The organism is Streptomyces sp. V4I23 (assembly GCF_030817975.1).
Taxonomy (GTDB): Bacteria; Actinomycetota; Actinomycetes; order Streptomycetales; family Streptomycetaceae; genus Streptomyces.
On the sequence record NZ_JAUSZW010000004.1, the window covers coordinates 101,444 to 124,488 of the forward strand.

21 protein-coding genes and 1 pseudogene are annotated in these 23,045 nt (G+C 70.0%); 17 read left to right on the top strand and 5 right to left on the bottom strand.

Going from position 1 to position 23,045, the window contains the following annotated elements:
* Positions 1 to 151: 151 nt before the first annotated feature.
* Positions 152 to 715: a hemerythrin domain-containing protein gene (locus QFZ82_RS02755; RefSeq protein ID WP_307711565.1), complete on the bottom strand. Its 564-nt coding sequence runs from the start codon at positions 713 to 715 to the stop codon at positions 152 to 154.
* 330 nt (positions 716 to 1,045) lie between these two features.
* On the opposite strand from QFZ82_RS02755, the gene QFZ82_RS02760 reads away from it, so the two are divergent.
* Positions 1,046 to 1,252, top strand: coding sequence for a DUF2180 family protein (locus QFZ82_RS02760; RefSeq protein ID WP_307717600.1), 207 nt, complete (start codon positions 1,046 to 1,048; stop codon positions 1,250 to 1,252).
* Between the two features lie 304 nt (positions 1,253 to 1,556).
* On the opposite strand, the gene QFZ82_RS02765 is transcribed toward QFZ82_RS02760, so the two are convergent.
* On the bottom strand, positions 1,557 to 2,030 hold the full coding sequence (locus QFZ82_RS02765) for a DUF4142 domain-containing protein (protein WP_307711566.1): 474 nt from the start codon (positions 2,028 to 2,030) through the stop codon (positions 1,557 to 1,559).
* Positions 2,031 to 2,555: 525 nt separating this feature from the next.
* Between QFZ82_RS02765 and QFZ82_RS02770 the strand changes: the two genes are divergently transcribed.
* The 5 genes from QFZ82_RS02770 to QFZ82_RS02790 all read left to right on the top strand — a co-directional run bounded on the left by QFZ82_RS02770 (position 2,556) and on the right by QFZ82_RS02790 (position 6,866).
* Positions 2,556 to 3,194 carry a hypothetical protein gene (locus tag QFZ82_RS02770; protein ID WP_307711567.1) on the top strand — a complete coding sequence of 213 codons (639 nt, stop codon included), beginning with the start codon at positions 2,556 to 2,558 and terminating at the stop codon, positions 3,192 to 3,194.
* Between the two features lie 102 nt (positions 3,195 to 3,296).
* The gene (locus QFZ82_RS02775; protein ID WP_307711568.1) at positions 3,297 to 3,524 is read left to right on the top strand and encodes a ferredoxin; all 228 of its coding nucleotides are present in this window, start codon (positions 3,297 to 3,299) and stop codon (positions 3,522 to 3,524) included.
* Positions 3,514 to 4,905, top strand: a complete 1,392-nt coding sequence (locus QFZ82_RS02780) for an NAD(P)/FAD-dependent oxidoreductase (protein WP_307711569.1) — start codon at positions 3,514 to 3,516, stop codon at positions 4,903 to 4,905. Before QFZ82_RS02775 ends, QFZ82_RS02780 begins: the two co-directional genes overlap by 11 nt.
* 24 nt (positions 4,906 to 4,929) lie before the next feature.
* Positions 4,930 to 6,168 carry a cytochrome P450 gene (locus tag QFZ82_RS02785; RefSeq protein ID WP_307711570.1) on the top strand — a complete coding sequence of 413 codons (1,239 nt, stop codon included), beginning with the start codon at positions 4,930 to 4,932 and terminating at the stop codon, positions 6,166 to 6,168.
* A 137-nt stretch (positions 6,169 to 6,305) separates the two neighbouring features.
* Complete coding sequence (locus QFZ82_RS02790; RefSeq protein ID WP_307711571.1) at positions 6,306 to 6,866, top strand: hypothetical protein; 561 nt, start codon at positions 6,306 to 6,308, stop codon at positions 6,864 to 6,866.
* A gap of 92 nt (positions 6,867 to 6,958) precedes the next feature.
* Here the strand turns inward: QFZ82_RS02790 and QFZ82_RS02795 are convergent, their stop codons facing one another.
* Positions 6,959 to 7,699 (bottom strand): SDR family oxidoreductase, encoded by a 741-nt coding sequence (locus tag QFZ82_RS02795; protein WP_307711572.1) that lies wholly within the window; start codon positions 7,697 to 7,699, stop codon positions 6,959 to 6,961.
* Between the two features lie 106 nt (positions 7,700 to 7,805).
* Between QFZ82_RS02795 and QFZ82_RS02800 the strand changes: the two genes are divergently transcribed.
* The 8 genes from QFZ82_RS02800 to QFZ82_RS02835 all read left to right on the top strand — a co-directional run bounded on the left by QFZ82_RS02800 (position 7,806) and on the right by QFZ82_RS02835 (position 18,972).
* Positions 7,806 to 8,309 carry an Rrf2 family transcriptional regulator gene (locus QFZ82_RS02800; protein ID WP_307711573.1) on the top strand — a complete coding sequence of 168 codons (504 nt, stop codon included), beginning with the start codon at positions 7,806 to 7,808 and terminating at the stop codon, positions 8,307 to 8,309.
* 114 nt (positions 8,310 to 8,423) lie between these two features.
* Complete coding sequence (putP, locus tag QFZ82_RS02805) at positions 8,424 to 11,987, top strand: sodium/proline symporter PutP (RefSeq protein ID WP_307711574.1); 3,564 nt, start codon at positions 8,424 to 8,426, stop codon at positions 11,985 to 11,987.
* A 406-nt stretch (positions 11,988 to 12,393) separates the two neighbouring features.
* Positions 12,394 to 13,464 carry an ABC transporter substrate-binding protein gene (locus QFZ82_RS02810; RefSeq protein ID WP_307711575.1) on the top strand — a complete coding sequence of 357 codons (1,071 nt, stop codon included), beginning with the start codon at positions 12,394 to 12,396 and terminating at the stop codon, positions 13,462 to 13,464.
* Positions 13,461 to 14,354: an ABC transporter permease gene (locus QFZ82_RS02815; RefSeq protein ID WP_307711576.1), complete on the top strand. Its 894-nt coding sequence runs from the start codon at positions 13,461 to 13,463 to the stop codon at positions 14,352 to 14,354. The genes QFZ82_RS02810 and QFZ82_RS02815 overlap by 4 nt, the downstream gene beginning before the upstream one ends.
* Complete coding sequence (locus tag QFZ82_RS02820; RefSeq protein WP_307711577.1) at positions 14,330 to 15,112, top strand: ABC transporter ATP-binding protein; 783 nt, start codon at positions 14,330 to 14,332, stop codon at positions 15,110 to 15,112. Before QFZ82_RS02815 ends, QFZ82_RS02820 begins: the two co-directional genes overlap by 25 nt.
* Positions 15,109 to 16,485: an LLM class flavin-dependent oxidoreductase gene (locus QFZ82_RS02825; RefSeq protein ID WP_307711578.1), complete on the top strand. Its 1,377-nt coding sequence runs from the start codon at positions 15,109 to 15,111 to the stop codon at positions 16,483 to 16,485. Before QFZ82_RS02820 ends, QFZ82_RS02825 begins: the two co-directional genes overlap by 4 nt.
* The gene (locus QFZ82_RS02830) at positions 16,482 to 17,741 is read left to right on the top strand and encodes a vanadium-dependent haloperoxidase (protein WP_307711579.1); all 1,260 of its coding nucleotides are present in this window, start codon (positions 16,482 to 16,484) and stop codon (positions 17,739 to 17,741) included. The genes QFZ82_RS02825 and QFZ82_RS02830 overlap by 4 nt, the downstream gene beginning before the upstream one ends.
* Positions 17,742 to 17,826: 85 nt before the next feature.
* Positions 17,827 to 18,972, top strand: a complete 1,146-nt coding sequence (locus QFZ82_RS02835; protein WP_307711580.1) for an LLM class flavin-dependent oxidoreductase — start codon at positions 17,827 to 17,829, stop codon at positions 18,970 to 18,972.
* A gap of 86 nt (positions 18,973 to 19,058) precedes the next feature.
* Here the strand turns inward: QFZ82_RS02835 and QFZ82_RS02840 are convergent, their stop codons facing one another.
* Positions 19,059 to 19,868: a CAP domain-containing protein gene (locus QFZ82_RS02840; RefSeq protein WP_307711581.1), complete on the bottom strand. Its 810-nt coding sequence runs from the start codon at positions 19,866 to 19,868 to the stop codon at positions 19,059 to 19,061.
* 506 nt (positions 19,869 to 20,374) lie between these two features.
* Here QFZ82_RS02840 and QFZ82_RS02845 point away from each other — a divergent pair.
* Positions 20,375 to 20,592: pseudogene (locus tag QFZ82_RS02845) on the top strand (SDR family NAD(P)-dependent oxidoreductase); the annotation flags it as partial.
* A 315-nt stretch (positions 20,593 to 20,907) separates the two neighbouring features.
* Positions 20,908 to 21,675, top strand: a complete 768-nt coding sequence (locus QFZ82_RS02850; RefSeq protein WP_307711582.1) for a cyclopropane-fatty-acyl-phospholipid synthase family protein — start codon at positions 20,908 to 20,910, stop codon at positions 21,673 to 21,675.
* Positions 21,676 to 22,025: 350 nt separating this feature from the next.
* Here QFZ82_RS02850 and QFZ82_RS02855 read toward each other — a convergent pair whose 3' ends face one another.
* Positions 22,026 to 22,403, bottom strand: a complete 378-nt coding sequence (locus QFZ82_RS02855; protein WP_307711583.1) for a DUF6463 family protein — start codon at positions 22,401 to 22,403, stop codon at positions 22,026 to 22,028.
* A gap of 55 nt (positions 22,404 to 22,458) precedes the next feature.
* On the opposite strand from QFZ82_RS02855, the gene QFZ82_RS02860 reads away from it, so the two are divergent.
* Positions 22,459 to 23,040 carry a TetR/AcrR family transcriptional regulator gene (locus QFZ82_RS02860; RefSeq protein ID WP_307711584.1) on the top strand — a complete coding sequence of 194 codons (582 nt, stop codon included), beginning with the start codon at positions 22,459 to 22,461 and terminating at the stop codon, positions 23,038 to 23,040.
* Positions 23,041 to 23,045 lie beyond the last annotated feature (5 nt).

The following is a 23,045-nucleotide window of genomic DNA, read 5'->3' on the forward strand; positions in this document are numbered from 1 at the left end:
CCGACGGCAGGTCAGTCGCTGCCGGGGAGGAAGAGCGCCCGCGCCCTCGACGGCTCCCACACCAGCGTGTACACGCGTAAGCGCAGGCGCGCCCCTGGCGCCGCCGCCGGCCCTGTCCGCGACCAGCGGCTCCAGGGCGTGCGCGCACTCGTCATTCCTCCCTACGGTGTCCGCTGAGTGCATCCCGAATCCGGTCAACCATCCCCACGCCGGGCGCCAGTAGTTTGGCGACCGGCGGTTTCGTGGGCATGGAGGGATGGGGTCGAGTGGGCGCTGTCTCCTTGGACCGGCGAACGAACTCTCCCAGCTCATCCAACTTCTGCGGTGCACAGGAGGCTGCCAGCTTCGGGAAAAGGCGACTCTCCTCATCACGTACGTGCGAGGCCACCTCCAGCCTGAGCTTCGCGACCAGATCGTTGAACCGCGGATCATCCGCGTCGAGATCCTCGAGGTCCTTGAGCAGCCGCTCGACGTTGGCGTGATCGGCCAATTCCTTGTCCGCCAGCATCGCACCCTCCTCGACGTACTCGCGCACCGCCGGGTACAGGTGCATCTCCTCGGCGACCGAGTGCCGCACGAGCTCCCTCGTCAGCTCGTCCGCCAGCTCCCGCCTCCGCCGGTCCCCCATCGGCTGCGCTTCGATCTGCTGGAAGATCTGCTCCACCTCGCGATGGTCGGCCTCCAGCTCAGCAATCACATTCCCGCCGCGATCCATGACAGCCCCTTCACCATTCCTCGCCCCGCAGTACGGCAGAGCGCTGGACCACGGGAGCTAGCCGGCAACCAGGCATACACCAGAGCCGGGACCCGTCAGCTGCCGACAGACCAAGCGCTCACCTCTCTGGCTCAGCGCCGGCTGATCCGTCACCCGGCCGGAGGGCGGCACCGCCGTGGAGATCGACATTGCGGGAGGGCGGGGGCCAGGGCGACCGGGAGCTGTCTTAAATGAGTCCACCCGGAATGGGTAAAAACAGGACAGGGTCAACGAATGGCCGCCGAAGTCCGGGAAGGGCGAACCAATGGCGGCAAAGGGATGTGGTCAGCAATGGACTGCTACGAGTGCCACTCTCTCGACCGTTCCACCACAGCAGTGGCGGTGTGCCGCGAATGCGGAGTGGCCCTGTGTTCCAGCCACCTGCACGTGGAGACGCATGGGATGTACCGAGAGGCGGGAATGGGGAAATCCACCAGCGACATTCCCGCCCGACGCGTCGTATGCCCCGCTTGCCGTCGGGCGGAACGCAGCATCTGAGAACCGCGGACCGCTGCCTGGAACCGGCGAAACCTGCCCAGCCCGGCCCCGTCGCCAGGCTCGGGACACCTTCCGGCCGCGTGGCGTGCGGTGGCTTCGGCAGGCCGGCGCGGTTCTGGCGAGGAGGGCTCCGGACAATGGGCCGGGGTGCCGTGTCGAGCTGCGTCACCGTGCCAGTGCCGGGCTCCCGGGCAAGGGCCGGCCGTATGCCGGGCCCTCCTCGCCGGTCAGAATTGCACAGTGCAAAGGTGTGCGCCAGGGGTGTGGAGGCCCCTCTGTGCGTCCGTCGGCCCTTCCCCGTCGCCTATGCGGGCGTGACGGCGGCTTCCACTTCCTGGAAGGTGGCGCTGTCGACGAGCCCCGTGTCCTCCAGCACCTCCATGTGGTCCAGTACGGTCTGGTTGGCCTGGCGCGCATGACGGCGGATGAGGTCGTTCTGGGTGGCGGCCCTTACTTCCCCGATGGTGGCGAAGATCTTGCCGTGCGAAGCGCGCAGCAAGTTGGCGAAGAGGCGGTCGAACTCGGCTCCGCGGGCGTTCTCCAGGCGCCGGACGAAGTCCTGCTGTTCCTCTGTGGCCTGGTTCGGCAGCGAGACGCCGAGGATCCTGGCGTCCTCGCGCACGAGCTGGTCGAGCTTGCTGTGGCCGTCGATCAGGTGCAGCCCGGCACGCTTCACCGCTTCGCTGTCGGCGTGGGTCTGCGCCAGTCGGCCGGCGGGGATCTCCCACAGGCCCGCTTGGCGGACCTTGACGAGGAAGGTCTTGTCCACTTCGGTCACGGGCTGGGGACCTGCGTGCGCCGGCGCCTGTGAGCGGGTGGTGGCCGAGTGGCCGCCGTGTTGCGCGGTCCCGTCCGCCGAGCCGGCGGACGCTTCGCCGCCGGCACCCTGTACGAGAATCAGCAAGGTGGCAGCGACGGCGCAGACCGCGACGGCGACCGCGACCATTCGTAGCGAAGCCCTGGTGTGTGCTGCCCGTCGGTTCGGACGCATGGTGCCTCCTGGATCGGCATGGAGAATTCTTCGTTTCCTGTCGTCCGGGAGCTGTTCGGCGGCTGGCACGGCGCGCAGCAGGAGATACGGCTGTGACCGCTGAGGTGTTCAACCGGCTTGCTGCTCGATGCCGCCGTCCAGCCGTACGAACGGACTGATTCCGTACCACTCGGCCATAGGGCCGAAGCCGGAAGCCACGGCCCACACCGGCGACCGGGGGTCGTAGCTCGGCCTTCCGGGCGGCCCCGGTGGCACGAATCCGCGGATCGCTGCTCTCTGGACGAAGGAAGTGCGGACAGAAAGCGAGGGACCATGGTCCACAAGCACGAGCGCCTCGGGACACCACGGGCCGCCGGGATCGCCGGGGTCGTGTTCGCGATCCTGATGGCCGCGGCGATCGTCCTGGTACGCATCGCCCTGCCCGGGGGAGCAGACGGGGACGACATCACCGTCGATGCCGGGCAGCGCAGTGCTGTGCAGACAGCGCTGGCGCTGCTCCCGTTCGCCGGCATCGCTTTCCTGTGGTTCATGGGAGCCCTGCGCGAGCAGGCGGGTGACGAAGAGGACCGGTTCGTGTCCACCGTGTTCCTGGGCAGCGGCCTCGTCTTCGTCGCCACTCTGTTCGCCAGTGCCGCGGCGGCTGGGACCGTGCTGGACGAGAGTCAGCAGCACTCGCCGTTCGGCCGCCACTTCGCCTACACCCTGCTGACCACGTACGCCATGCGGATGGCGGCCGTGTTCATCTTCACGACCTCGGCCATCGGCCGCCGCCTCGGCGTCTTCCCCCGCCCGCTCGTCGTCATCGGCTACCTCGCGGGCCTGACGCTGCTCGTGTTGGGAGCGGACCTGCCCTGGACCGAACTGGTCTTCCCGGCCTGGGCGCTGATCGTCGGCCTGTACATCCTGTCGGGCCGGCGCCCCGCCGGCCCCCGGCCCGCCGCCCCGGCCTGACCGGCCACAGCACTCACCCGAACGGTCCGCCCTCGTCGCTGTATCCCCTCCGGCCGCAGAGGGTGGTCGCAGGGGGCCGGACGATCGGAGAGGACCGTTCCCTTGGTAAGGCTTGTCGTCGACCTGAATCACTGTCAGGGGTACGCGCAGTGCGCGTTTCTCGCCCCCGACGTCTTCGCGATGCACGGCGAGGAGGGGTTGCTGTACACCCCGGAAACCGACGAGGCACAGCGCGGGAAACTGGCGCAGGCCGCCGCGGCATGCCCCGTCCAGGCCATCCTCGTCGACGCGGTGGACGCACCGGCCGAGGCGGTGTCCGGTGAACGCTGACGGATGGCTCGAAAGGCTCAAACGCGAGGGCCGTATCGTCGTCGTCGGCGCCTCGCTGGCGGGCCTGCGCGCAGCGGAGACCCTCCGCGACAAGGGCTTCGCCGGTTCCCTGACGATGATCGGCGACGAGCCGTACGAGCCGTACGACCGGCCCCCGCTGTCCAAGCAGGTGCTGCTGGGCATGTCCACCGCGGACCGCACCGCACTGCCCAGGCGCCGTGCACTCGACGCGACCTGGCGGCTCGGCGTCCCCGCCACCGGCCTGGACATGGCCGCCAAGCGGGTGCGGCTTGCCGACGGCGACGAGGTGCCGTACGACCGGCTGCTGATCGCCACCGGCGTGCGGGCACGACCGTGGCCGCGCGAGGCCGAGGCGGAACTCGACGGCGTCTTCGTGCTGCGGACCCGCGTCGACGCCGCCGCGCTCGCACGGCGGCTCGCCGAGGGCCCCAAGCGGGTCTTCGTCATCGGCGCCGGGTTCACCGGCTCGGAGATCGCCTCCGCCTGCCGCGAACGCGGCGTCGCCGTCACCGTCGCCGAACGTGGCGCGGCGCCCCTGGTCGGCGCGCTCGGCGGGGTGGTCGGCGCGGTTGCCGCCGACCTCCAGCGCGAGCACGGCGTCGACCTGCGCTGCGGGGTCATGGTGACCGCGTTGGAGGGCGACGCCTCGGGACGCGTGCGCGCCGCGCACCTGTCCGACGGAACCACCGTCGAGACCGACGTGGTGGTCGTCTCGCTCGGCGCCACCCGCAACACCGAGTGGCTCGCCGGGTCCGGACTCGGCGCCGGGCCCCGCGGCATCGCCTGCGACGCCGGCTGCCGCGCTTTCGACATCCGCGGCATCGTGACCGACGACATCTTCGTCGCCGGCGACGTCGCCCGCTCCCCGCACGCCCTGTTCGGCTACCAGTTCCTGTCGCTGGAGCACTGGGGCAACGCCGTCTCGCAGGCAAGGACCGCGGCACACAACATGCTCAGCGAGAGCGCCGACCGCATCCCCCACATGTGGGTACCGGCCTTCTGGTCCTCACAGTTCGGCGTGAACATCAAGTCCGTCGGTGTGCCGTCGCTCGGAACCGAGATCGTCATCTCCCAGGGCACGCTCGACGATCACCGGTTCATCGGCGTCTACGGATACCAGGGACGCGTCATCGGCGCGGTCGCCTTCGACCATGCCCGGTGGCTGCCGTTCTACCAGGAACAGATCGAGAAAACCGCACCGTTCCCGCCGCCGTTCCCCACGGTCGACCGGCGCGCGGACGGACAGCGGCCGATGGACGCCGACTTCCCCGACCCGTCGATCCCCACCCACGGCCCCACTGTGACCCTCAGCGGATACTCACCGGCCGACCGCTGGATGACGTTCACCCCCGCACACTGACCCGCACGGCCACGAGGACCCGCCATGACGCCATCCCTGCTGCACCAGATCCTGGACTACGCCAACCGCGCCGATCCGTACCCGATCTACGAGGAGCTGCGCAAGACGCCGGTCCACCAGGAAGCGGACGGGCCGTACGTCGTCAGCACCTACTACGAGATCCGCAGCCTCCTGCACGACCCTCGCATCAGCTCCGACGCCCGCAATCTGGCCTCGACCGCCCACGACCCGCTGGCCGAGTCTGCCCAGGAGGAGGAGAGCGCCCTGCCCCCGGGCTTCCTGCGGCTCGACCCGCCGGAGCACGACCGGCTGCGTCGCATGACCAACCGGCCCTTCGGCCCTCCGCATTCCCCCCGCCGGGTCGACGGGATGCGCCAAGAACTCCACGACATCGTCTCCGGCCTCATCGACGGCATCGGCGACACCGGCCGGATCGACCTGGTCGACCAGTTCTCCTACCCCTTCCCCGTGACGGTGATCTGCCGGCTGCTCGGGGTGCCGCGCGAGGACGAGGCACGCTTCCACACCTGGGCGGACACCATCGCCGCCAGCCTGGATCCCGATCCTGACGCGGACCCCACGGAGCGGGGCAAAGTCTCGCACGACGCCCGTATGCAACTGGGCATGTACCTGGCCGGGCTGATCGAGGAGCGCCGCAAGAACCCCAAGGACGACATGCTCTCCGAGCTGGCCACGGCCAAAGGCCAGGACGGCCCGATGACCACGATGGAGCTGCTCAGCACGGCCGCGCTGTTGCTGATCGCGGGACACGAGACCACGGTCAACCTCATCACCAACGGAATGCTGACCCTGCTGCGCAACCCCGACGTCCTGCAACGGCTGCGGACCGAACCCCGACTCGCCGTGCCCATCGTCGAGGAACTGCTCCGCTTCGAACCGCCGGTACAACTGGTGCCGCAGCGCACGACCGTCGCGGACATCGAGATCCACGGCACCACCATCCCCAAAGGCGCCTCCCTCTGGCTGGTCCTGGCAGCCGGCAACCGCGACCCCCGGCGCTTCGAGAACCCCGACCGCTTCGACCCGGACCGCCAGGACATCCAGCACCTCGGCCTGGGCAGCGGCATCCACAGCTGCTTCGGCGCACCACTCGCCCGGCTCGAAGCCCAACTAGCCCTGTCAGAACTGGCCCGCAGACTCGAGAACCCACGCCTGCTGGAGGACCCACCCTCCTACCGGCAGAACGCCGTACTCCGCGGGCCACGACACCTGCCCATCGCCTGCGACGGAATCCGTCCCTGACTGCACGACAGCGAGAGGCAGCCCCGGCAACCTGACCTGGTTGCCGGGGCTTCTTGCCGTCGTCGGCGGTGCTGTCGGCTCGTTGGCTGGGGTCGGGCGAGGCAATCCGTCCTCCGGCCGTCTGAGAGGCTGTGGCCATGGCAGAAGAGATCCCCCTCTGGCGTCGGCCCACGCACGGTGGTTGGCGCATCGATGTCGACGAGGCGCGCACCCGCGCCGACGTGATCGACCCCTCTGGACAGGTCCGGGCGTCCGTCGCCATCGAGCCTGTGCCGCACTTCACCGGCTGGTTCGCCAAGCGGCAGAACGCGGTCACCAGCCGCGCGTTCGAGGCCAAAGGTCCGTCCCTGCCTGCCCGGACATCCACCCCGATCACACTGCGTCCGCACGACGAGCGGGCGTTCGTCAGCGACGGCACCGCCAGCGGTCGCCGTCGGGAGAAAGCCGGCCGTGCCCTTGTCCACGGCCGGAGTTACGCGTTCCTTCACACCGGCGGGCAGAGTGCCGACGCATTGCGGGACGGCACCCGAATCGCCTCGTTCGTCAAGCACGGCTTCCGCCCCCAGGACGGCCACGTCAGCCGCGACGACCACCATGTCCTGGACGAGACCGACGAACTGGTCATGACGCTCTTCGAGAAGCTCCTGAGGCCCGGACGCCCCGGTGCCGTCTCCGACATCCTCACCGACCTCACCTGAGCCTGCCGGCGTCGTCCGCGAACTCAGGCGCTCGGCAGCCGTCCCGACTACCCCCGCCCTGTGCCCTGTCCGACGACGGCAGGTCGCGCAGGTCAGCGAGGGATGCTGAGCCAGTCCTTGTAGTGGGTGGGGGTCAAGCGCGCGTCGGGACCCGCGATGAGAACGTCACCGTCGACGGCAGCGAACATGCCCGCTTGTTCGTCGGTGACGACGGTGCGGTTGTCCTGCCGGGTCGACAGTGTGAGGCGGCCGAGCTCGTCCAGGGGGAAGACATCGGGGCCGGCGACGTCCAGCGTGCCCTGGAGCGGCGAGGCGGTGGCGACGTCGGCGAGGGCGTCGACGACGTCGGCTGCCGCGATGGGCTGGACGCGTGTGGAGGGCAGCCGGACGGTGCGCTCGTCGGCGGTCCAGGACAGGACCGCGTCCATGAACTCGAAGAACTGTGTGGCGCGCACGATCGAGTACGCGGTGGGCCCGTGCCGCAGCAGGTCCTCCTGGAGCGTCTTCGCCCGGTAATAGTCCAGCTGCGGCACCTCGTCGACGCCCACGATGGAAAGGATGACCTGATGGCGAACGCCCGCGCGTTCGCCCGCGGCCAGCAGGTGCCCCATGGTGGTGCGGAAGAAGCCCGGGGAGGCTTCGTCGAACGTGGGTGAGTTCGTCACATTGACGACCGTGTCCGCACCTTCGAGCGCCTGGTCGAGCCCCGCGCCGGTGAGCAGGTCGACTCCGGTCGACAGGGACGAGGCGACCACCTCGTGTCCGGCCTCGCGGAGTCCGGAGACGAGCTGGGAACCGATCAGTCCGGTGCCACCGATGACCGTGATCTTCATGATCGTGTCCTTCCGTGAACCGAGAGCGACTGCCGTCGCAAACTCGGATATCTAATGTCCGAGATAATACTCGGATAGCCTGTGTCCGAGTCAACCGGGAGGGTGCATGAAACTGTCCGGCGGCGTGGAGTGGGCGCTGCACTGCTGCGTGGTGCTGACGGCGGCAACCGAGCCGGTCCCGGCTGCCCGGCTGGCGCAGCTGCACGACGTCTCGCCCAGCTACCTCGCCAAGCAGATGCAGGCCCTGTCGCGGGCGGGCCTCGTGAAGTCCGTCCAGGGCAAGACCGGTGGATACGTACTGACCAGGGCTGCCACAGAGATCACGGTCCTGGACGTGGTGCAGGCGGTCGACGGGGCGAACCCGGCGTTCGTGTGCACCGAGATTCGCCAGCGGGGTCCACTCGGGACGCCGCCCCAGGACTGCACGAGGCCGTGCCCCATCGCCCGCGCGATGGCTGCCGCCGATGCCGCCTGGCGAGCGTCGCTGCAGGGTGTCTCGATCGCCGATCTTGTCGGCTCGGTGGAGCAGGACAGCGGGCCGCAGGCTCTGCCGACCATCGGCGCGTGGCTCGACTCGGCGAACGGCTCCGACGGCCGTGAGAACTCCTGACAGATCATTTCGTCGGGAGTTCTCAGACCCGTAGTCGGTACATTTGTGCCAGGGCGAGCTGCAGCTGAGCCGACGTTGTTGCCTGTGCTCATCCGCCTCCCGAGCGAGGAAGACATGTCCGACCTGAGCGCGCCGGTTCTGGCCACGTTCATCGTCTACGTGGTGGCCGTGATCGCGGTGGGAATCTGGGCTTACACCCGGACTCGTACCTTCGCCGACTTCGCCCTGGGCGGACGCAGGCTCAGCGCGCCGGTCGCGGCGCTGTCCGCCGGCGCGAGCGACATGTCCGGCTGGCTGTTCCTGGCCCTTCCCGGGGCCGTCTACGCCGCAGGCATCGGCGCGAGCTGGATCGCCGTAGGTCTGGCCGCCGGCACCTATCTGAACTGGCTGCTCGTCGCGCCGAGGCTGCGTACCTACACCGAGCGGGCCGGTAACGCCGTCAGCCTGTCGGCCTACCTGGAGGAGCGTTTCGAGGACCGCACCCGGATGCTCCGGATGGTCTCGGCCGCCGTCACCGTCGTGTTCTTCACCGTCTACGTCGCCAGCGGTCTGGTGGCCGGGGGGCTGCTGTTCGAGCAGGTATTCGGCGTCGCCTTCGAACTCGGGGCGGTGTTGACCGCTCTGGTGATCGTGACCTATGCGTGTCTCGGCGGCTTCCTCGCCGTCAGTCTGACGCACGTCATGCAGGGCACTCTGATGTTCCTCGCCCTGCTGGTACTCCCCCTGGTCGGTATCGCGGCGCTCGGGGGCTTCGGCTCCCTGGCGGACTCCCTCGACAGCAAGACACCTACCCTGCTGGACGTCGGGGCCGAGGCCAAGTTCGTCGACGGCCGGTGGACGGCGGGCGGGTCGCTCGGCGCCGTGGCGATCGTCTCGCTCCTCGCCTGGGGCCTCGGCTACTTCGGTCAGCCGCACATCCTGGCCCGCTTCATGGGCATCCGCAGCCCGCGCGCTGTCCCGGCGGCCCGGCGCATCGGAACGGTCTGGGTGCTGGTCGTGCTCACCGGCGCCACTCTCGTCGGCCTCGTGGGAATCGCGCAGCCCGACACCCCCCTGGACAACCCGGAAACCGTCTTCATCGTCCTGAGCGAGACCCTGTTCAATCCCTGGATCGCCGGGCTGATGCTGGTCGCGGTACTGGCCGCGATCATGTCGACCGCGGACAGCCAGCTCCTGGTGTCCTCCGTCGCCCTCACGGAGGACTTCTACCGGGCGTTCCTCCGACGGCGCGCCTCGGACAGGACGCTGGTGTGGGTCGGTCGCGGTGCCGTGGTGGTGGTGATCACGGTCGCCTGCCTGGTCGCGCTGGGGGGCGGCGGCGTACTGAACATCGTCGCCTACGCCTGGGCGGGCTTCGGCGCGGCCTTCGGACCGGTCGTCCTCCTGTCGCTGTACTGGCCGCGTATGACCTGGGCGGGGGCCATGGCCGGAATCGTGTCGGGCGCGGCCACGGTGCTCCTGTGGGACAGGATCAATCCGCTGCTCGGGCCGCTCGAGTCGGGCATCTACGAGATGGTTCCGGGCGTGCTGGTCGCCACGGCCGCCGCGCTGGTCTTCGGCAGGTTCGTCGGCCGGCCACCGCAACGTGCTTTCTGGCGGATGCCAGGAGGCGGGGTCAGCCAGCTGCTGCTCGTGCCGTTCCTGTCCGACGCGCCGGTCGGTGTGGCCGTCCTGGACACCGATCTGCGCTACGTCTGGGTGAACAAGGTGCTGGGGCGGCTGATGCCATCGGAACGACGACTGGGGCGCCAGGTGAAGGAGGTACTGCCGAGGCCCACGGCGGAGGCGTTCGAGGAGAGAATGCGGACCGTCCTGCGGACCGGGGCTCCGGTGATGGACCACGAGTTCAGCGGCTTCGGCTATGGCGAGCCCTACCGGGAGCGGGCGTACTCGGCCTCGTTCTTCGGCATGAAGGACCGCCGCGGCCGGCAGGTGGGCGTCTGGTACATGATCATCGACGTCACCGAGCGCCGACGGGCACAGGAGCGCCTCGCCCTCCTGAACGACGCCAGTGCTCGTATCGGCAGCACGCTGGATGTGCAGCTGACCGCGCAGGAACTGGCCGACAACGCCGTGCCCTCCGTCGCCGACTTCGTCGCCGTCGACCTGCTGGAGTCGGTCATCAGGGGCGAGGAGCCCGCTCCCGGGCCGGTCGACCTCGGACCCGTCATCCGCCGCGCGGGGCAGAGGTCGGTCCGCGAGGGGAGCCCGGAGGCGCGACTGGCCGTGGGGGATGTGGTCCAGCGCGCGCCGTCCTCGCCCGTCGCCCGCTGCCTGCTGGAGAGCAGGACCCTGGTGGAGGACCTGGAACACTCCCCCGAGGCGTGGGTGGCCATGGACCCGTCGCTGGGCCCCGCCATCCGGCGGTTCGACCTCCGCTCGGTGATGGTGGTGCCGGTGCGGGCCCGCGGCGTCACCCTGGGCACGGCGACGTTCGTCCGGTCCGGGCGCCCGTGGCCCTTCGAGGAGGACGACGTACGTCTCGCCGAGGAACTCGTCTCCCGTGCCGCTGTGTCCATCGACAACGCGCGCCGCTTCACCCGCGAGCGGACCGCGGCCCGGTCGATGCAGCAATACCTGCTGCCGCAGGAGCTGACCGGAGGATCCGCCCTGGAGGTGGCATCGTGGTACTGCCCGGCGGATGCTCCGACCGGCGTGGGCGGTGACTGGTTCGACGTGATTCCCCTCTCGGGGGCCCGGGTCGCGTTGGTCGTCGGGGACGTGGTCGGGCACGGCATCCATTCCGCGGCGACCATGGGGCGGCTCCGCACGGCGGTGCGCACGCTGGCCAATCTGGACCTTCCCCCCGACGAACTGCTGGCCCACCTGGACGACCTGGTCATCGGCCTCATCGAGTCGCGCGGCGGCGGTGAGCGGACATCGGCCGAGAACGAGAGCGTGGGCACCGCGATGATGGGGGCCACCTGCCTGTACGCCGTGTACGACCCGGTCACCGGGCTGTGCACACTGGCCCGGGCCGGTCACCTCCCGCCTGTGATCGTCGGACCCGACGGCGCCGTCGACTTCCTGGATCTGCCCGCCGGACCGCCGCTCGGCCTCGGCTCCCTGCCCTTCGAGTCGGGGGAGCTGGAACTGGCCGAGGGCAGCCTCATCGGGCTGTACACCGACGGCCTCATCCGGGCTCCGGACCGGGACATCGACGTCGGGCTCTCCAAGCTGAGCGGCACACTCGCGGTGCCCGGCCCGTCTCTGCAGGAGACAGGCAACAATGTGGTCGACGCGCTGCTGGCCGTTCCGCCGCGCGACGATGCCGCCCTGCTCCTTGCCCGGACCCGCCTGCTGGGCTCGGACCGGGTCGCGTCCTGGGACCTGCCCTCGGACCCCGCCGCCGTCGCCCACGCCCGCAGTATCGCCGGACGGCAACTGTCGGCATGGGGCCTGGACGATCTGACGTTCACCACGGAGCTGATCGTCAGCGAGCTGGTCACCAACGCCATCCGTCATGCGAGGGGCCCGATCGTTCTGCGGCTGATCCGGGACCGTGCCCTGATCTGCGAAGTGTCCGACACGAGCAGCACCTCGCCTCGCCTGCGCCACGCCCGGACCACGGACGAGGGAGGACGGGGCCTGTTGATCGTCGCGCAGCTCGCCCGCCGGTGGGGCACGCGCTACACCAAGACGGGAAAGATCATCTGGACGGAACAGGTGATCCCCTGATCCGCCACCCGCCGTCGGCGCCGTCTCCTGCAGAGCGACGATGCGGGGACGGCCAAGAAGAGCTCCCCCTGGCCCGGACCGCGTTGTAACGCGCACATGGCCCGCCTACGACAGTGTCATTGCAGCGGGGACCGAACGAACCGATGCTTCTTGACCGGGTTTCGGCCCGTGGCTAGGTTCGCCGGTATGCGGATTTCCCAGCGGTTTCGGAAGAGGCGGGCCATCGATCTGATGCGCGTCGCCACCGCGGTGTGTAGCTGATCCCACCGCGGTGTGCGGCTGACCCCACCGACGCTGTCCGACTGCTTCGGCTTCCCCCTTTCCCCTTTCGCCACGTTCCGGGCTCATCCCCCGCCCTGGTGGCTTCTCACGCTCTGTGAAGGCATGAATGTCCCCTCGCTTGCGCATGCCCAAATCCCTACCGGCCGCCCTCACGGCCACGCTCTCGGCTGCCCTTCTGCTGACCTCCTGCGCGGGCACCACACAGTCCACGGCAGTCGGTAAAGACGTCTCCGAGGAGAAGATCCCGGCCGCGGTCTCCCCCGACACCACCCTGACCGTCGGCGCACCGCAGCTCAGGGTCGCGCTGGAGCTGTCGGGTCAGATCGACAAGCTTCCCTTCAAGGTCGAGTGGGCCAACATCAGCGGCGGACCGAAGTGCTCCGAGGCCTTCCGTGCCGGCGCTCTCGACCTCTGCGCGGCCGCGGAGATCCCGTCGATCAACGCTCACTGGACGGGCCTCGACACCAAGCTCGTGGCGGCGAGGTTCCGCAAGGAGCCGCTCCAGCACCCGGTCTACGAGCTGGGCATCGCTCCCGGGGCGGGCATCAGGACGCTTGCGGACCTGCGCGGCAAGAAGATCGCCTACAGCCCGGGCCAGGCGCAGGGCGCGCTCGTGCTGAGGATCCTGGAACGGGCCGGTCTCACGCAGAAGGACGTCCAGCTCGTCGAGCTGGCCAGTACCGATGACGTCTATCCCACGGCACTCGGCAATCGCCAGGTGGATGCCGCTCCCATCGGAGACGTCAACGTCAAGCGCTATCTGACCAAATACGGCAGCGCCGGCGGAACGACCGTCAAGCACGGCCTGCGGGACGACCCCGAGCACCTGTGGGCGCTCACCGACACCGTCAGCGACGCGCAGAAGTCCTCCGCCGTCAGGGAACTCGTCGCGTTCTGGGCGCGGGCCCAGATCTGGATCGACAAGCACCCGAAGGAATGGGTCGAAGGCTATTACGTCAAGGACCAGGGACTGAGCCGCGAGGACGGCGAGTATCTCGTCGAGCGGATCGGCCACCCCGACATTCCGGCGGACTGGACCGGCGCCATCCGGCGTCAGCAGCAGACCATCGATCTGCTGGCGAAGAAACAGCACCGTGAGGCCTTCAAGGCGGACATCCTCTTCGACCGGCGATACGAATCCGTGGCCGCCGCCGCCATCGCCGATGACAGGAACGGCGAAGGGACGACACCATGAGTGCCACGGTCTTCGACAAGCAGCCGGCCCCGGCGACGAACGACGAGCAGCCGCCCCCGGCTGCGCAGCCCGCAACGTCCGCCACCCTCCAGCGCCCTTCGCGCCACCGCAGCCGGGGGCGGCTCGGCCCGGGCCGCCCCGTGCCGTACGGCTGGGCCGCCGGCCCGCTGCTGCTGCTCGCAACCTGGGCGGCAGGCTCCGCCGCAGGCCTCATCGACGCCCGCAGCCTGCCCGCACCGTGGACCATCGCGGCCTCGGCAGGTGACCTCATCGCCGACGGCAGGCTGCAGTCCCACCTCACGACCTCCGCCCGACGCGCCCTGCTGGGCCTGGTGTTCGGCGTGGCCGGTGGGCTGCTGCTCGCGGTCGTCTCCGGGCTCAGCAGGCTGGGCGAGGCGTTGATCGACGGACCGGTGCAGATCAAGCGGGCGGTCCCGTCACTCGCGTTGATCCCCCTGCTGATCCTGTGGTTCGGCATCGGCGAGACGATGAAGGTCGTCACGATCGCGCTCGGCGTCTTCGTGCCGGTCTACATCCACACCCACAACGGACTGCGCACCATCGACAACCGCTATGCCGAGCTGGCCGAGACCGTGCGGCTCGGCAGGCTGCGGTTCGTCCGCCACGTCGTACTGCCCGGCGCCCTTCCCGGCTTCCTGCTGGGGATGCGCTTCGCGGTGACCGCCGCGTGGCTCGCGCTGGTCGTCGTCGAACAGGTCAACGCGACGAGCGGCATCGGCTACATGATGGAGCTCGCGCGGACGTACGGACAGACCGACGTCATCATCGTCGGCCTCGTCGTGTACGGACTCCTCGGGCTCGTCTCCGATGCCCTGGTACGGCTCGTGGAGAGGAGGACGCTGTCATGGCGGCGCACACTGGCGGACTGACCGCCGTCGAGGGACAGGCGACCGGCCGCGCGACTGACCGCACGGCGGTCCGGATCGGCGATCTCGTACGCTCCTTCGGTGAACGCAGGGTCCTGGACGGGCTCGAACTGAGCATCGCCCCAGGTGAGTTCGTCGCCCTGCTCGGGCGCAGCGGCTCCGGCAAGAGCACGCTGCTGCGAGCGCTGGCCCGGCTCGACCACGAGGTGGAGGGGAGCGGCGAACTCGTCGCGCCCGACCAGGTCTCCGTCGTCTTCCAGGATGCCCGGCTGCTGCCCTGGAAACGCGTGCTCGACAATGTCGTCCTGGGGCTGACCGGACCGGACGCCCAAGAGCGCGGCAGGGCCGCCCTCGCCGAAGTCGGTCTCAAGGGGCGCGAACGGGCCTGGCCCGTCGAACTGTCCGGAGGGGAGCAGCAGCGCGTCTCGCTCGCGCGCTCCCTCGTACGCGAACCGCACCTGCTGCTCGCCGACGAACCGTTCGGCGCACTGGACGCCCTCACCCGGATCAGGATGCACGTACTGCTGCGCCGGCTGTGCGCACTGCACCGGCCCGCCGTGCTCCTGGTCACCCATGACGTCGACGAGGCGATCGTCCTCGCGGACCGGGTGGTGGTGCTGGACCGGGGCCGGATCGCGGCGGACCTTCCCGTGGAGCTCCCGGCACCGCGCCGCCACGGCAGCCCCGAGTACGCGGCCCTGCGGGACCGCCTGCTCGCTCGGCTGGGAGTGGACCTCGTGGAGGAGGGCAGCCCGGCATGACCGCGCGACGGCAACTGCACCTGAATCTGTTCGTCTATCCGGGCGGCCACCACGAGGCCGCCTGGCGCTACCACGGCACCGACCCGAGCCGTATCCTGGACATCAGCTTCTACCAGGATCTCGCCCGCACGGCCGAACAGGCCGCCTTCGACGCCGTCTTCTTCGCGGACGGCCCTTCCCTCGCCGACAACGTCCGCTACGCCAGCCGCTTCCGGCTGGAGCCGTTCACCTGGCTGTCCGCCATCGCCGCGGCCACCGAACGGATCGGGCTGATCGCCACGGCGTCCACCACCTACACCGAGCCGTACAACCTGGCGCGCCTCTTCGCGTCACTGGATCATCTCAGCCGGGGCCGGGCCGGCTGGAACATCGTCACGACGGGCGCACCGCAGGCAGCGCAGAACTTCGGCCTCGACGAGCACCCGGTGCACGCCGAACGCTACGACCGGGCGCGCGAGTTCGTCGACGTCGTGACAGAGCTGTGGGACAGCTGGGAGGACGAGGCACTGGTCGCCGACCAGAAGACGGGCGTCTTCGCCGACACCGACCGGATCCACGCCATCGACCACGAGGGCCGTCATCTCAAGGTGCGCGGGCCGCTCAACACACCTCGCACGCCCCAGGGCCGCCCGGTCTACGTCCAGGCCGGTTCCTCACGGGACGGCCGCGCGTTCGCGGCCCGCTACGCCGAGGCCGTGTTCACCGCGCACCAGACGCTCCACAGCGGCCAGGAGTTCTACGCCGACATCAAGGCGCGGGCCGCGGCGCTCGGCCGAGACCCGGGCCAAGTCCTCGTCCTGCCGGGCATCAGTCCGTTCATCGGCTCGACCGAGGCGGAAGCACGCGCGCTGCAGGAGGAGTTCGACGAACTCACTCAGCCCGAGTACTCCCTCCAGCTCCTGCACCGCCTCCTGGGCATCGAGCTCGGTGCCGACCAGCTCGACGGCCCGGTACCGCGCGAGCTGATCGAGACCCGGGGCGAGCGCGGCAACGGCAGCCGCTTCCAGCTGGTTCTCGACATCATCGACCGCGAACAGCCCACCGTACGCCAGCTGTTGCACCGCCTTGCCGGCGCCCGCGGCCACCGCGTGGTCGCGGGTACACCGGAGCGGATCGCCGACGAGATCCAGGAGTGGTTCGAACACGGGGCGGCTGACGGGTTCAACATCATGCCGCCCTGGCTGCCGGGCGGATTCGACCTCTTCGCCGAGCACGTGGTGCCGATCCTGCGCGAGCGCGGCCTGTTCCGCACCGGGTACCAGGGCGCCACGCTGCGCGATCACTACGGACTGCCGCGGCCGACCGGCAGCCACACCTCACCGACGCCACCGAGCACCGCGGCCACACCGGTCAGACCTAAGGAGAACGCGTGAATTCGTCCGGATTCCGTCCCGCCCTCGTCGCCCTGGGCGCGGTGGCCCTGCTGACCGCGTCCGTTGCCGTTCCGCAGGCCGCCGCGGTCCCGCAGTCCGCCGCGGCCGGCCGTACCTCCACGGCGCTCACCTGGTACGACGCCACGGCCGAGACCATCGCGTCAGCCGGGGCGCCCACCCAGATCACCAACAGCCGTACCTGGGCCATCGGCTGGCTCGCGGCCGCCCGAGCCACCCGCGGCGTGCCCGCGGACGCCGAGCGCGGCGCGTACCAGGAGGCCGCCCTCGCCGGTGCCGTGCACCGTGCGCTGGTGACGCTGGTCCCGAGCCGTACGGAGCAGCTGGACGCGACGTTCAGAAAGACCCTCGACGCGATTCCCGACGGCCCGGCGCAGGAGCGCGGGGTCGCGGCCGGAGTGCGGCAGGCGGACCTCGTCCTCCGGTGGAGGGAGAGCGACGGACTCGACCCGGCATCGGTCAACACGCCCTATGCCGTACCCCCTGCGGCGCCCGGCGTGTGGCAGCCGACGCCACCCGCGTACGCACCGGCGACACAGTACGGCAACCGGCTCGCCAAGCCGTTCCTGCTCACGGCACAGAACCAGTTCCGGCTCGGCCCGCCGCCGGCCCTGGAATCCCGGCGCTACGCCGCCGATCTCGCGGAGGTGCGGGCGTACGGCGCGGCGGACAGCACGGTGCGCGGCGCCCACCGGACCGAGACGGCCGCCTTCTGGCTCGGCTCCTCGCTCACCCTCTACACCGAGCCGCTGCGCGTCGCTCTCTCCCGATCGAACGAGGGAGCCGCTGGGCAGGCGCGGCTGGTCGCGCTCTTCCACGTCGCGCTGGTCGACACGCAGATCGCCACCTCCGACAGCAAGTACGCCTACGAGCGGTGGCGTCCCGTCACCGCGATCCGTACCGGCGCCATCGCTCCCGACCCAGGATGGACGCCGCTGCACACCACCCCCGCACACCCGGACTACCCGAGCGGCCACACCACGTACTCGGGCGCCTCGGAGACCGTGCTGTCGGCGCTCGTCGGGCCGCGTACCGCCCCGTTCCCCCTGACCAGCCCCACCGCACCCGGTGTGACCCGGACGTACACCGCCTGGAAGCAGCTCTCGGACGAGAACGTCGACGCCCGGGTCTTCTCCGGCATCCACACGCGGTCGGCCGACGAGGCCGGGATCACGCTCGGCTCGAACGTGGCCCGGTACGTCCTGGCGAACGCGGGACGACTCCTCGCCTCACCCTGACAGGCCATTCGGCCGCTACGTCCCGGCAGCACCCGAACGCCCCGGCCCGGCGTGCTCTGACGAACCCCCTGATCGGAGACCCTGCGTGTCCCTCACCTTCCACTGGTTCCTCCCCACCAGCGGTGACAGCCGCCACGTCGTCGGCGGCGGCCACGGCACCCCTGCCTCGGAGTCAGGACGCGACCGGCCGCCGACGGTCGCCTACCTGAGCCAGATCGCCCGCGCCGCCGAGGACCTCGGCTTCGTCGGAGCGCTCACCCCCACCGGCGCCTGGTGCGAGGACGCCTGGCTGACCACGGCGATGGTCAGCCAGTACACGGAACGGCTCAGATTCCTGGTCGCCTTCCGCCCCGGCTTCGTCTCGCCGACGCTCGCCGCGCAGATGGCGTCGACCTTCCAGCGGCACACCGGCGGCCGGCTCCTGCTCAACGTCGTCACCGGCGGGGAGAGCCACGAGCAGCGCGCCTACGGCGACTTCCTCGACAAGGACGCACGCTATCGCCGGACCGGCGAATTCCTGGAGATCGTACGGGAGTTGTGGGAGGGCAAGGCCGTCGATCTGCACGGCGAGCACCTCCGGGTCGAGGACGCCAGGCTGGCCCGGCTGCCCGACCCGGTACCGGAGGTCTACTTCGGCGGCTCCTCGCCTGCCGCCGGCGAGGTCGCAGCGCGCCACGCGGACGTCTACCTGACCTGGGGCGAGCCGCCCGCCCAGGTCGCTGAGAAGATCTCCTGGATCCGGGGGCTGGCCGCGAAGCACGGCCGCACCCTTCGCTTCGGGATCCGGCTCCACGTCATCACCCGTGACACGGCCGAGCAGGCCTGGGCGGAGGCGGGCCGGCTCCTCGACGGCTTCGGCCACGAGGCCGTCGAGGCCGTCCAGGCGGGCCTCGCCCGCAGCGAGTCCGAGGGCCAGCAGCGCATGCTCGCTCTGCACGGTGGCAACCGTGACCGCCTGGAGATCCACCCCAATCTGTGGGCCGGCATCGGTCTGGTGCGCGGCGGCGCAGGCACCGCGCTGGTCGGCAGCCACGACGAGGTCGCAGAGCGGATCAAGGAGTATCACGCCCTCGGCATCGAGGAGTTCGTCCTCTCCGGATACCCGCACCTGGAGGAGGCGTACTGGTTCGGCGAGGGCGTGCTGCCGATACTTCGGGCGCAGGGCCTGTGGACCCATCCGTTGTGGACCCCGGCATCCACCACGCCGTGTGACACGAAGGCGGGCGGCTGACCGCCGGCCGTAGAGGCGACGAGGCCCCCGCCGTGTGATCACGGCAGGGGCCTCCTGCTTGTCGCTCCAGCCTTTCGCAGCGCCGCCTATCGGGCCGTGCCGAAGTCCTGCGTCCAGTAATCGCCGGGCTGTGCGAGGCCGACGCCGATCTCCTTGAACGCGCAGTTGAGGATGTTCTCCCTGTGGCCGGGGCTGGACATCCAGCCCGCCATGACGCTCTCGGGGGTCTCGTAACCGTAGGCGACGTTCTCGCCGTACGTGCTCCAGCTGTAACCGGCGCGCGTGATCCGGTCACCCGCGTTCGAGCCGTCGGAGCCCGTGTGGGACATGTTCCGGTGAGCCGCCATGTCCTCGCTGTGATCCTGCGCGGCCTTGCTCAGCTTCGCGTTCAACGTCACCGGGGAGCATCCGGCCTTGCTGCGCTCGCTGTTGACGAGTTCCACGACGCGGGCGACATCGCCGGACGCCGGTGCCGCGGTGGACGGCGCGGCCGGCTTGGGCTCGGCCGGCTGCGTCGTGGTCGGCTTGGCCGCAGCCGGCTTCGACGCGACGGGCTTGGGTGCGGCCGGCTTGGGCGCCGCCGCCTTTGTCGCGGTGGGCTTGGGCGCCGCCGCCTTCGACGCTGCCGACTTCGGGGGGCCGGGCGTCGCGGTGGGGATCTGCGACTCGTGCGGGCTCGGCTTCCTGTCCCACTTGTTCCCGTCCCACCACAGCTCGGACTCGTTCCCGTGCCACGCCTGCTCGGAACGTGCATTCTCCCACTGGTAGGACCGTCTGTTCTCGGTCCCCTCCGGGTCCATGCAGGCCATGGCGACAGAGGGCACACCCACGGCCGCCATGGCGACGGCAGCGATGGCTATCTTCCGGTGGTGCGTCGTTCTGCGGTGCTTGCTCATGTGTGACCTCACTCGTCATCGCGGAGCGCCACCGACAGGGGTTTGCCGGCCCGTTCTGTGTGTGACCTGCGGGGACGCCTTTGCGGGCAGCCATTGTTAGAACCACTGCGCGCTGAGGGCAACGCGCGCCTTCTACTACCGCGGCTAGTAGGAACGGGGGGCCCTTGCCATGTGCACAGGGGCGTGCTGGCCCCCATACGGAGCCTTCCGATCCTTTTGACACCCCATCAAAAGACCCTCTCTGGTCGAGAGGCGGGCGGATGCGCCGAGACGACCGAAGGCGGCCGAGCACCGCCGGGGGCATGTCCGTACCGAGATGGACAAATAACCTTATGTCGACAAGGGGCGATCTACTATCGGCCCTCCTGTCGCCCGAAACGGCTGTGACGGATGTCACGGAACCATCGCTTCCGTTTCATTGCCGGGCCTCGCCGCCGAGATCGATCCCCGCCGCGCCCGGTCAGATGGCTCGGTCACCCGGACGGCACTGATCACCGGAGCGAACAGCGGACAAGGGTCTCGGCTTCCAGACCGCCCACCGCCTCATCGCCGCGGGGCACACCGCCTGCATCGGAAGCCGAGACGCCGCACGCGGAGGCCGGGCCGCCGAGCAGCTGGTCGCACGGCTGGTCCGGCCCACACCAGGGACGACGCGTCCGTCGCCGCCGCGATCAAGGTCATCGAGGCCGACGGCGGCCTGGACGTAGTGATCAACAACGCGGGACGCCGATGAGGCTTTCGTCCCCGCCCGAAGGACGCGACAGCCGACCCGCCGACGCAGCCGACAGCCGACCTGCGGGCGGGCCGCAGGCCGGCTGACCGGAGCTGCTCCGGGGACGGCCTTTCCAGAGGAACGCCCAGTCGGTCGACTCTCGGATCTCCTCCGGGAGGCCGTCGAGGGCGGCGAGGGCGGCCAGGCGTTCGAGAGCGGCGCGGCTCTCCGGCAGTTCCCGCGTGCTGCGCTACGAAGGGCTCGGTCCTCGCAGCCCCAACGCAAACTCGATGTTCATGACAGGCTCGCCGACACTAGCGTCGCCTCATGGATGAAACCGGTCTTCCGCCGCGCCTGACACGGCTCGCTTTCCACGGTCCCCTGTCCGAGGCCCGAGCCGCACGGATCGTCGGCAGACTTGCCCGAGCCGCCCCCGCGACGGTTCTGGACATCGGTTGTGGATGGGGGGAGCTGATGCTCCGCATCCTCGAAGCGGTGCCGGCTGCAACCGGACTCGGGATCGACCTCAACGAAGAGGACACCGCTCGGGGGCGCGAGAACGCCGAGGCCCGCGCGCTGGCCGAACGCGTGGAGTTCGTCCGGGAGTCTGCTGCCGAGGGAAGGGCACGTGGGCCCGCCGATCTCGTCCTGTGTCTGGGAGCCAGTCACGCGCTCAGCGACGCACGCCCACCGCAGCACACTGTCGACGCACTTCAGGCACTGCGACGGATGGTCGCGCCCGGAGGGCGTGTACTCCTCGGCGAGACCTTCTGGCAGCGCCCCCCAACCTCCGCCGAGCTGGCAGCGATGTGGCCGGGCGCCCGCGCCGGCGAACTCCATGACCTGGCCGGGCTCGTCGATCTCGCCGTGTCCGCCGGGTTCCGGCCTGCCTGGGTCGAGACGGCCGGCAGCGAGGAGTGGGAGGAGTTCGAATCGGGCTACCACGCCGACGTGGAGGAGTGGCTGGCCGCCCACCGGGACCACCCACTGGCGAAGGAGACGCGCGAGCGTGTCGACCGGCACCGGACGAGCTGGCTGAGAGGCTACCGAGAAGCGCTCGGGCTGGCCTACCTCACACTGATTCCCGTGGACTGAACGACGCCTCGGTGAGTTGCGGGGCCGTTCGGCCGCGTGTCGCGGTCAGGACACGTCGCCTCGGACCATGTCGCCGAGGAGACCGTCCGTGTACGTGACGTACTTGGGCGTGAAGCCGCCCTTGCCGGTGATGACGCCGGTCATGTTCTCGCCGGGCGCGAGGTCGGCGGCGATGCTCCAGGTTAAAGGTGCTGGTCATGCCGCGGACGTCGAAGGTCGAGCTGTAGGCGGCGATCCGGCGTGAGCATCGCAACGGCATGCCGATGCGGGAGCTGAGCGCAAGCACGGGCCAGGAGCGACGGGCCCGTCCTGATCGCCTCGACATGCCCAGCCGACTTTGCCATTGACTCTCACTCAGCAGTGCGCCGGGCCGCTCGGATCAGCAGCACCGCGGGGACAAGGCCGAGCAGCAGCGGAGTCGGTTCCAGAATCGCCGCCCCCACCAGGCACCACGTGGCAAGACCCCAGCCAATGGACTGCGGCACCACGACGCCCCGGCGGGCGAGTTGGCTGATGAGCAGACCGAGCAGCAGCAGGGGAACGGCGAAGCTCGCGACCACGATCCAGAACGCCCCGTTGGCCCCGCTCGGATGCACGAACTCGTCGCGAGGCAGCCCCCAGAGCGCACCGCTGAACCATTCGTCGAGGTACTCCCCGTTCTGCGCGCCTAGTGCGATCAGGTGTCCGACGCCCATCACGACCAGGATGCGACCTGCCCAGAGACTCATGGCTCCCCTTACGGTACTCATAGTTTCGGAACTATGAGTACCGTATCATCTCGGCATGGGACGACCAAGAGACAGCCGGGTGGACGAGGCGATCCTCACCGCCACCCGCGAACTGCTTGCACACAGCGGATACGCCGGCCTGACGATGGACGCCGTGGCGGAGCGCGCGGGCATCGGGAAATCGGCCATCTACCGGCGCTACGCGACCAAGCAGGACATGGTGTTCGCGGCCGCGATTCACGTCCCGGACCTGCCCGCGTCGCCGGACACAGGCACCCTGGAGGGCGACCTGGCCGTCCTCGTCCAGGAGATCGTCGACCACCTGACCGCACCGGCTGCCACCAGTGCGGTCCTGGGGCTGCTCGCCGACATCGGCACCTCGCCCGACCTCGCAGTCCACTTCCACCAGACGTTCGTCGTCCGCGAGCAGGCCGGCATCCGCGGACTCCTGGAACGGGCAGTCGCCCGCGGCGAGCTCCGCACGCTTCCTGACGTCTCCCTCGTCCACGCCCTGGTGACCGGCCCGGTCTTCACCACGCTGTACCTCCAGCACCGCACCCCGGACGGCCTGGCCGCACAGCTGGGCCGGCTCATCGCCGCCGCGCTGACCACCGAGCCGGCTCCCCCACGCCCGTAACCGGC

Coding starts and splice junctions, on each gene's coding strand:
- QFZ82_RS02790 (WP_307711571.1), top strand. CDS start 6,306: ATGGCAGAAGAGATCCCCCTCTGGCGTCGGCCCACGCACGGTGGTTGG.
- QFZ82_RS02815 (WP_307711576.1), top strand. CDS start 13,461: ATGAGTGCCACGGTCTTCGACAAGCAGCCGGCCCCGGCGACGAACGAC.
- QFZ82_RS02840 (WP_307711581.1), bottom strand. CDS start 19,868: ATGAGCAAGCACCGCAGAACGACGCACCACCGGAAGATAGCCATCGCT.
- QFZ82_RS02855 (WP_307711583.1), bottom strand. CDS start 22,403: ATGAGTCTCTGGGCAGGTCGCATCCTGGTCGTGATGGGCGTCGGACAC.
- QFZ82_RS02795 (WP_307711572.1), bottom strand. CDS start 7,699: ATGAAGATCACGGTCATCGGTGGCACCGGACTGATCGGTTCCCAGCTC.
- QFZ82_RS02850 (WP_307711582.1), top strand. CDS start 20,908: ATGGATGAAACCGGTCTTCCGCCGCGCCTGACACGGCTCGCTTTCCAC.
- QFZ82_RS02860 (WP_307711584.1), top strand. CDS start 22,459: ATGGGACGACCAAGAGACAGCCGGGTGGACGAGGCGATCCTCACCGCC.
- QFZ82_RS02810 (WP_307711575.1), top strand. CDS start 12,394: ATGCCCAAATCCCTACCGGCCGCCCTCACGGCCACGCTCTCGGCTGCC.
- putP (WP_307711574.1), top strand. CDS start 8,424: ATGTCCGACCTGAGCGCGCCGGTTCTGGCCACGTTCATCGTCTACGTG.
- QFZ82_RS02755 (WP_307711565.1), bottom strand. CDS start 715: ATGGATCGCGGCGGGAATGTGATTGCTGAGCTGGAGGCCGACCATCGC.
- QFZ82_RS02785 (WP_307711570.1), top strand. CDS start 4,930: ATGACGCCATCCCTGCTGCACCAGATCCTGGACTACGCCAACCGCGCC.
- QFZ82_RS02770 (WP_307711567.1), top strand. CDS start 2,556: ATGGTCCACAAGCACGAGCGCCTCGGGACACCACGGGCCGCCGGGATC.
- QFZ82_RS02825 (WP_307711578.1), top strand. CDS start 15,109: ATGACCGCGCGACGGCAACTGCACCTGAATCTGTTCGTCTATCCGGGC.
- QFZ82_RS02820 (WP_307711577.1), top strand. CDS start 14,330: ATGGCGGCGCACACTGGCGGACTGACCGCCGTCGAGGGACAGGCGACC.
- QFZ82_RS02800 (WP_307711573.1), top strand. CDS start 7,806: ATGAAACTGTCCGGCGGCGTGGAGTGGGCGCTGCACTGCTGCGTGGTG.
- QFZ82_RS02760 (WP_307717600.1), top strand. CDS start 1,046: ATGGACTGCTACGAGTGCCACTCTCTCGACCGTTCCACCACAGCAGTG.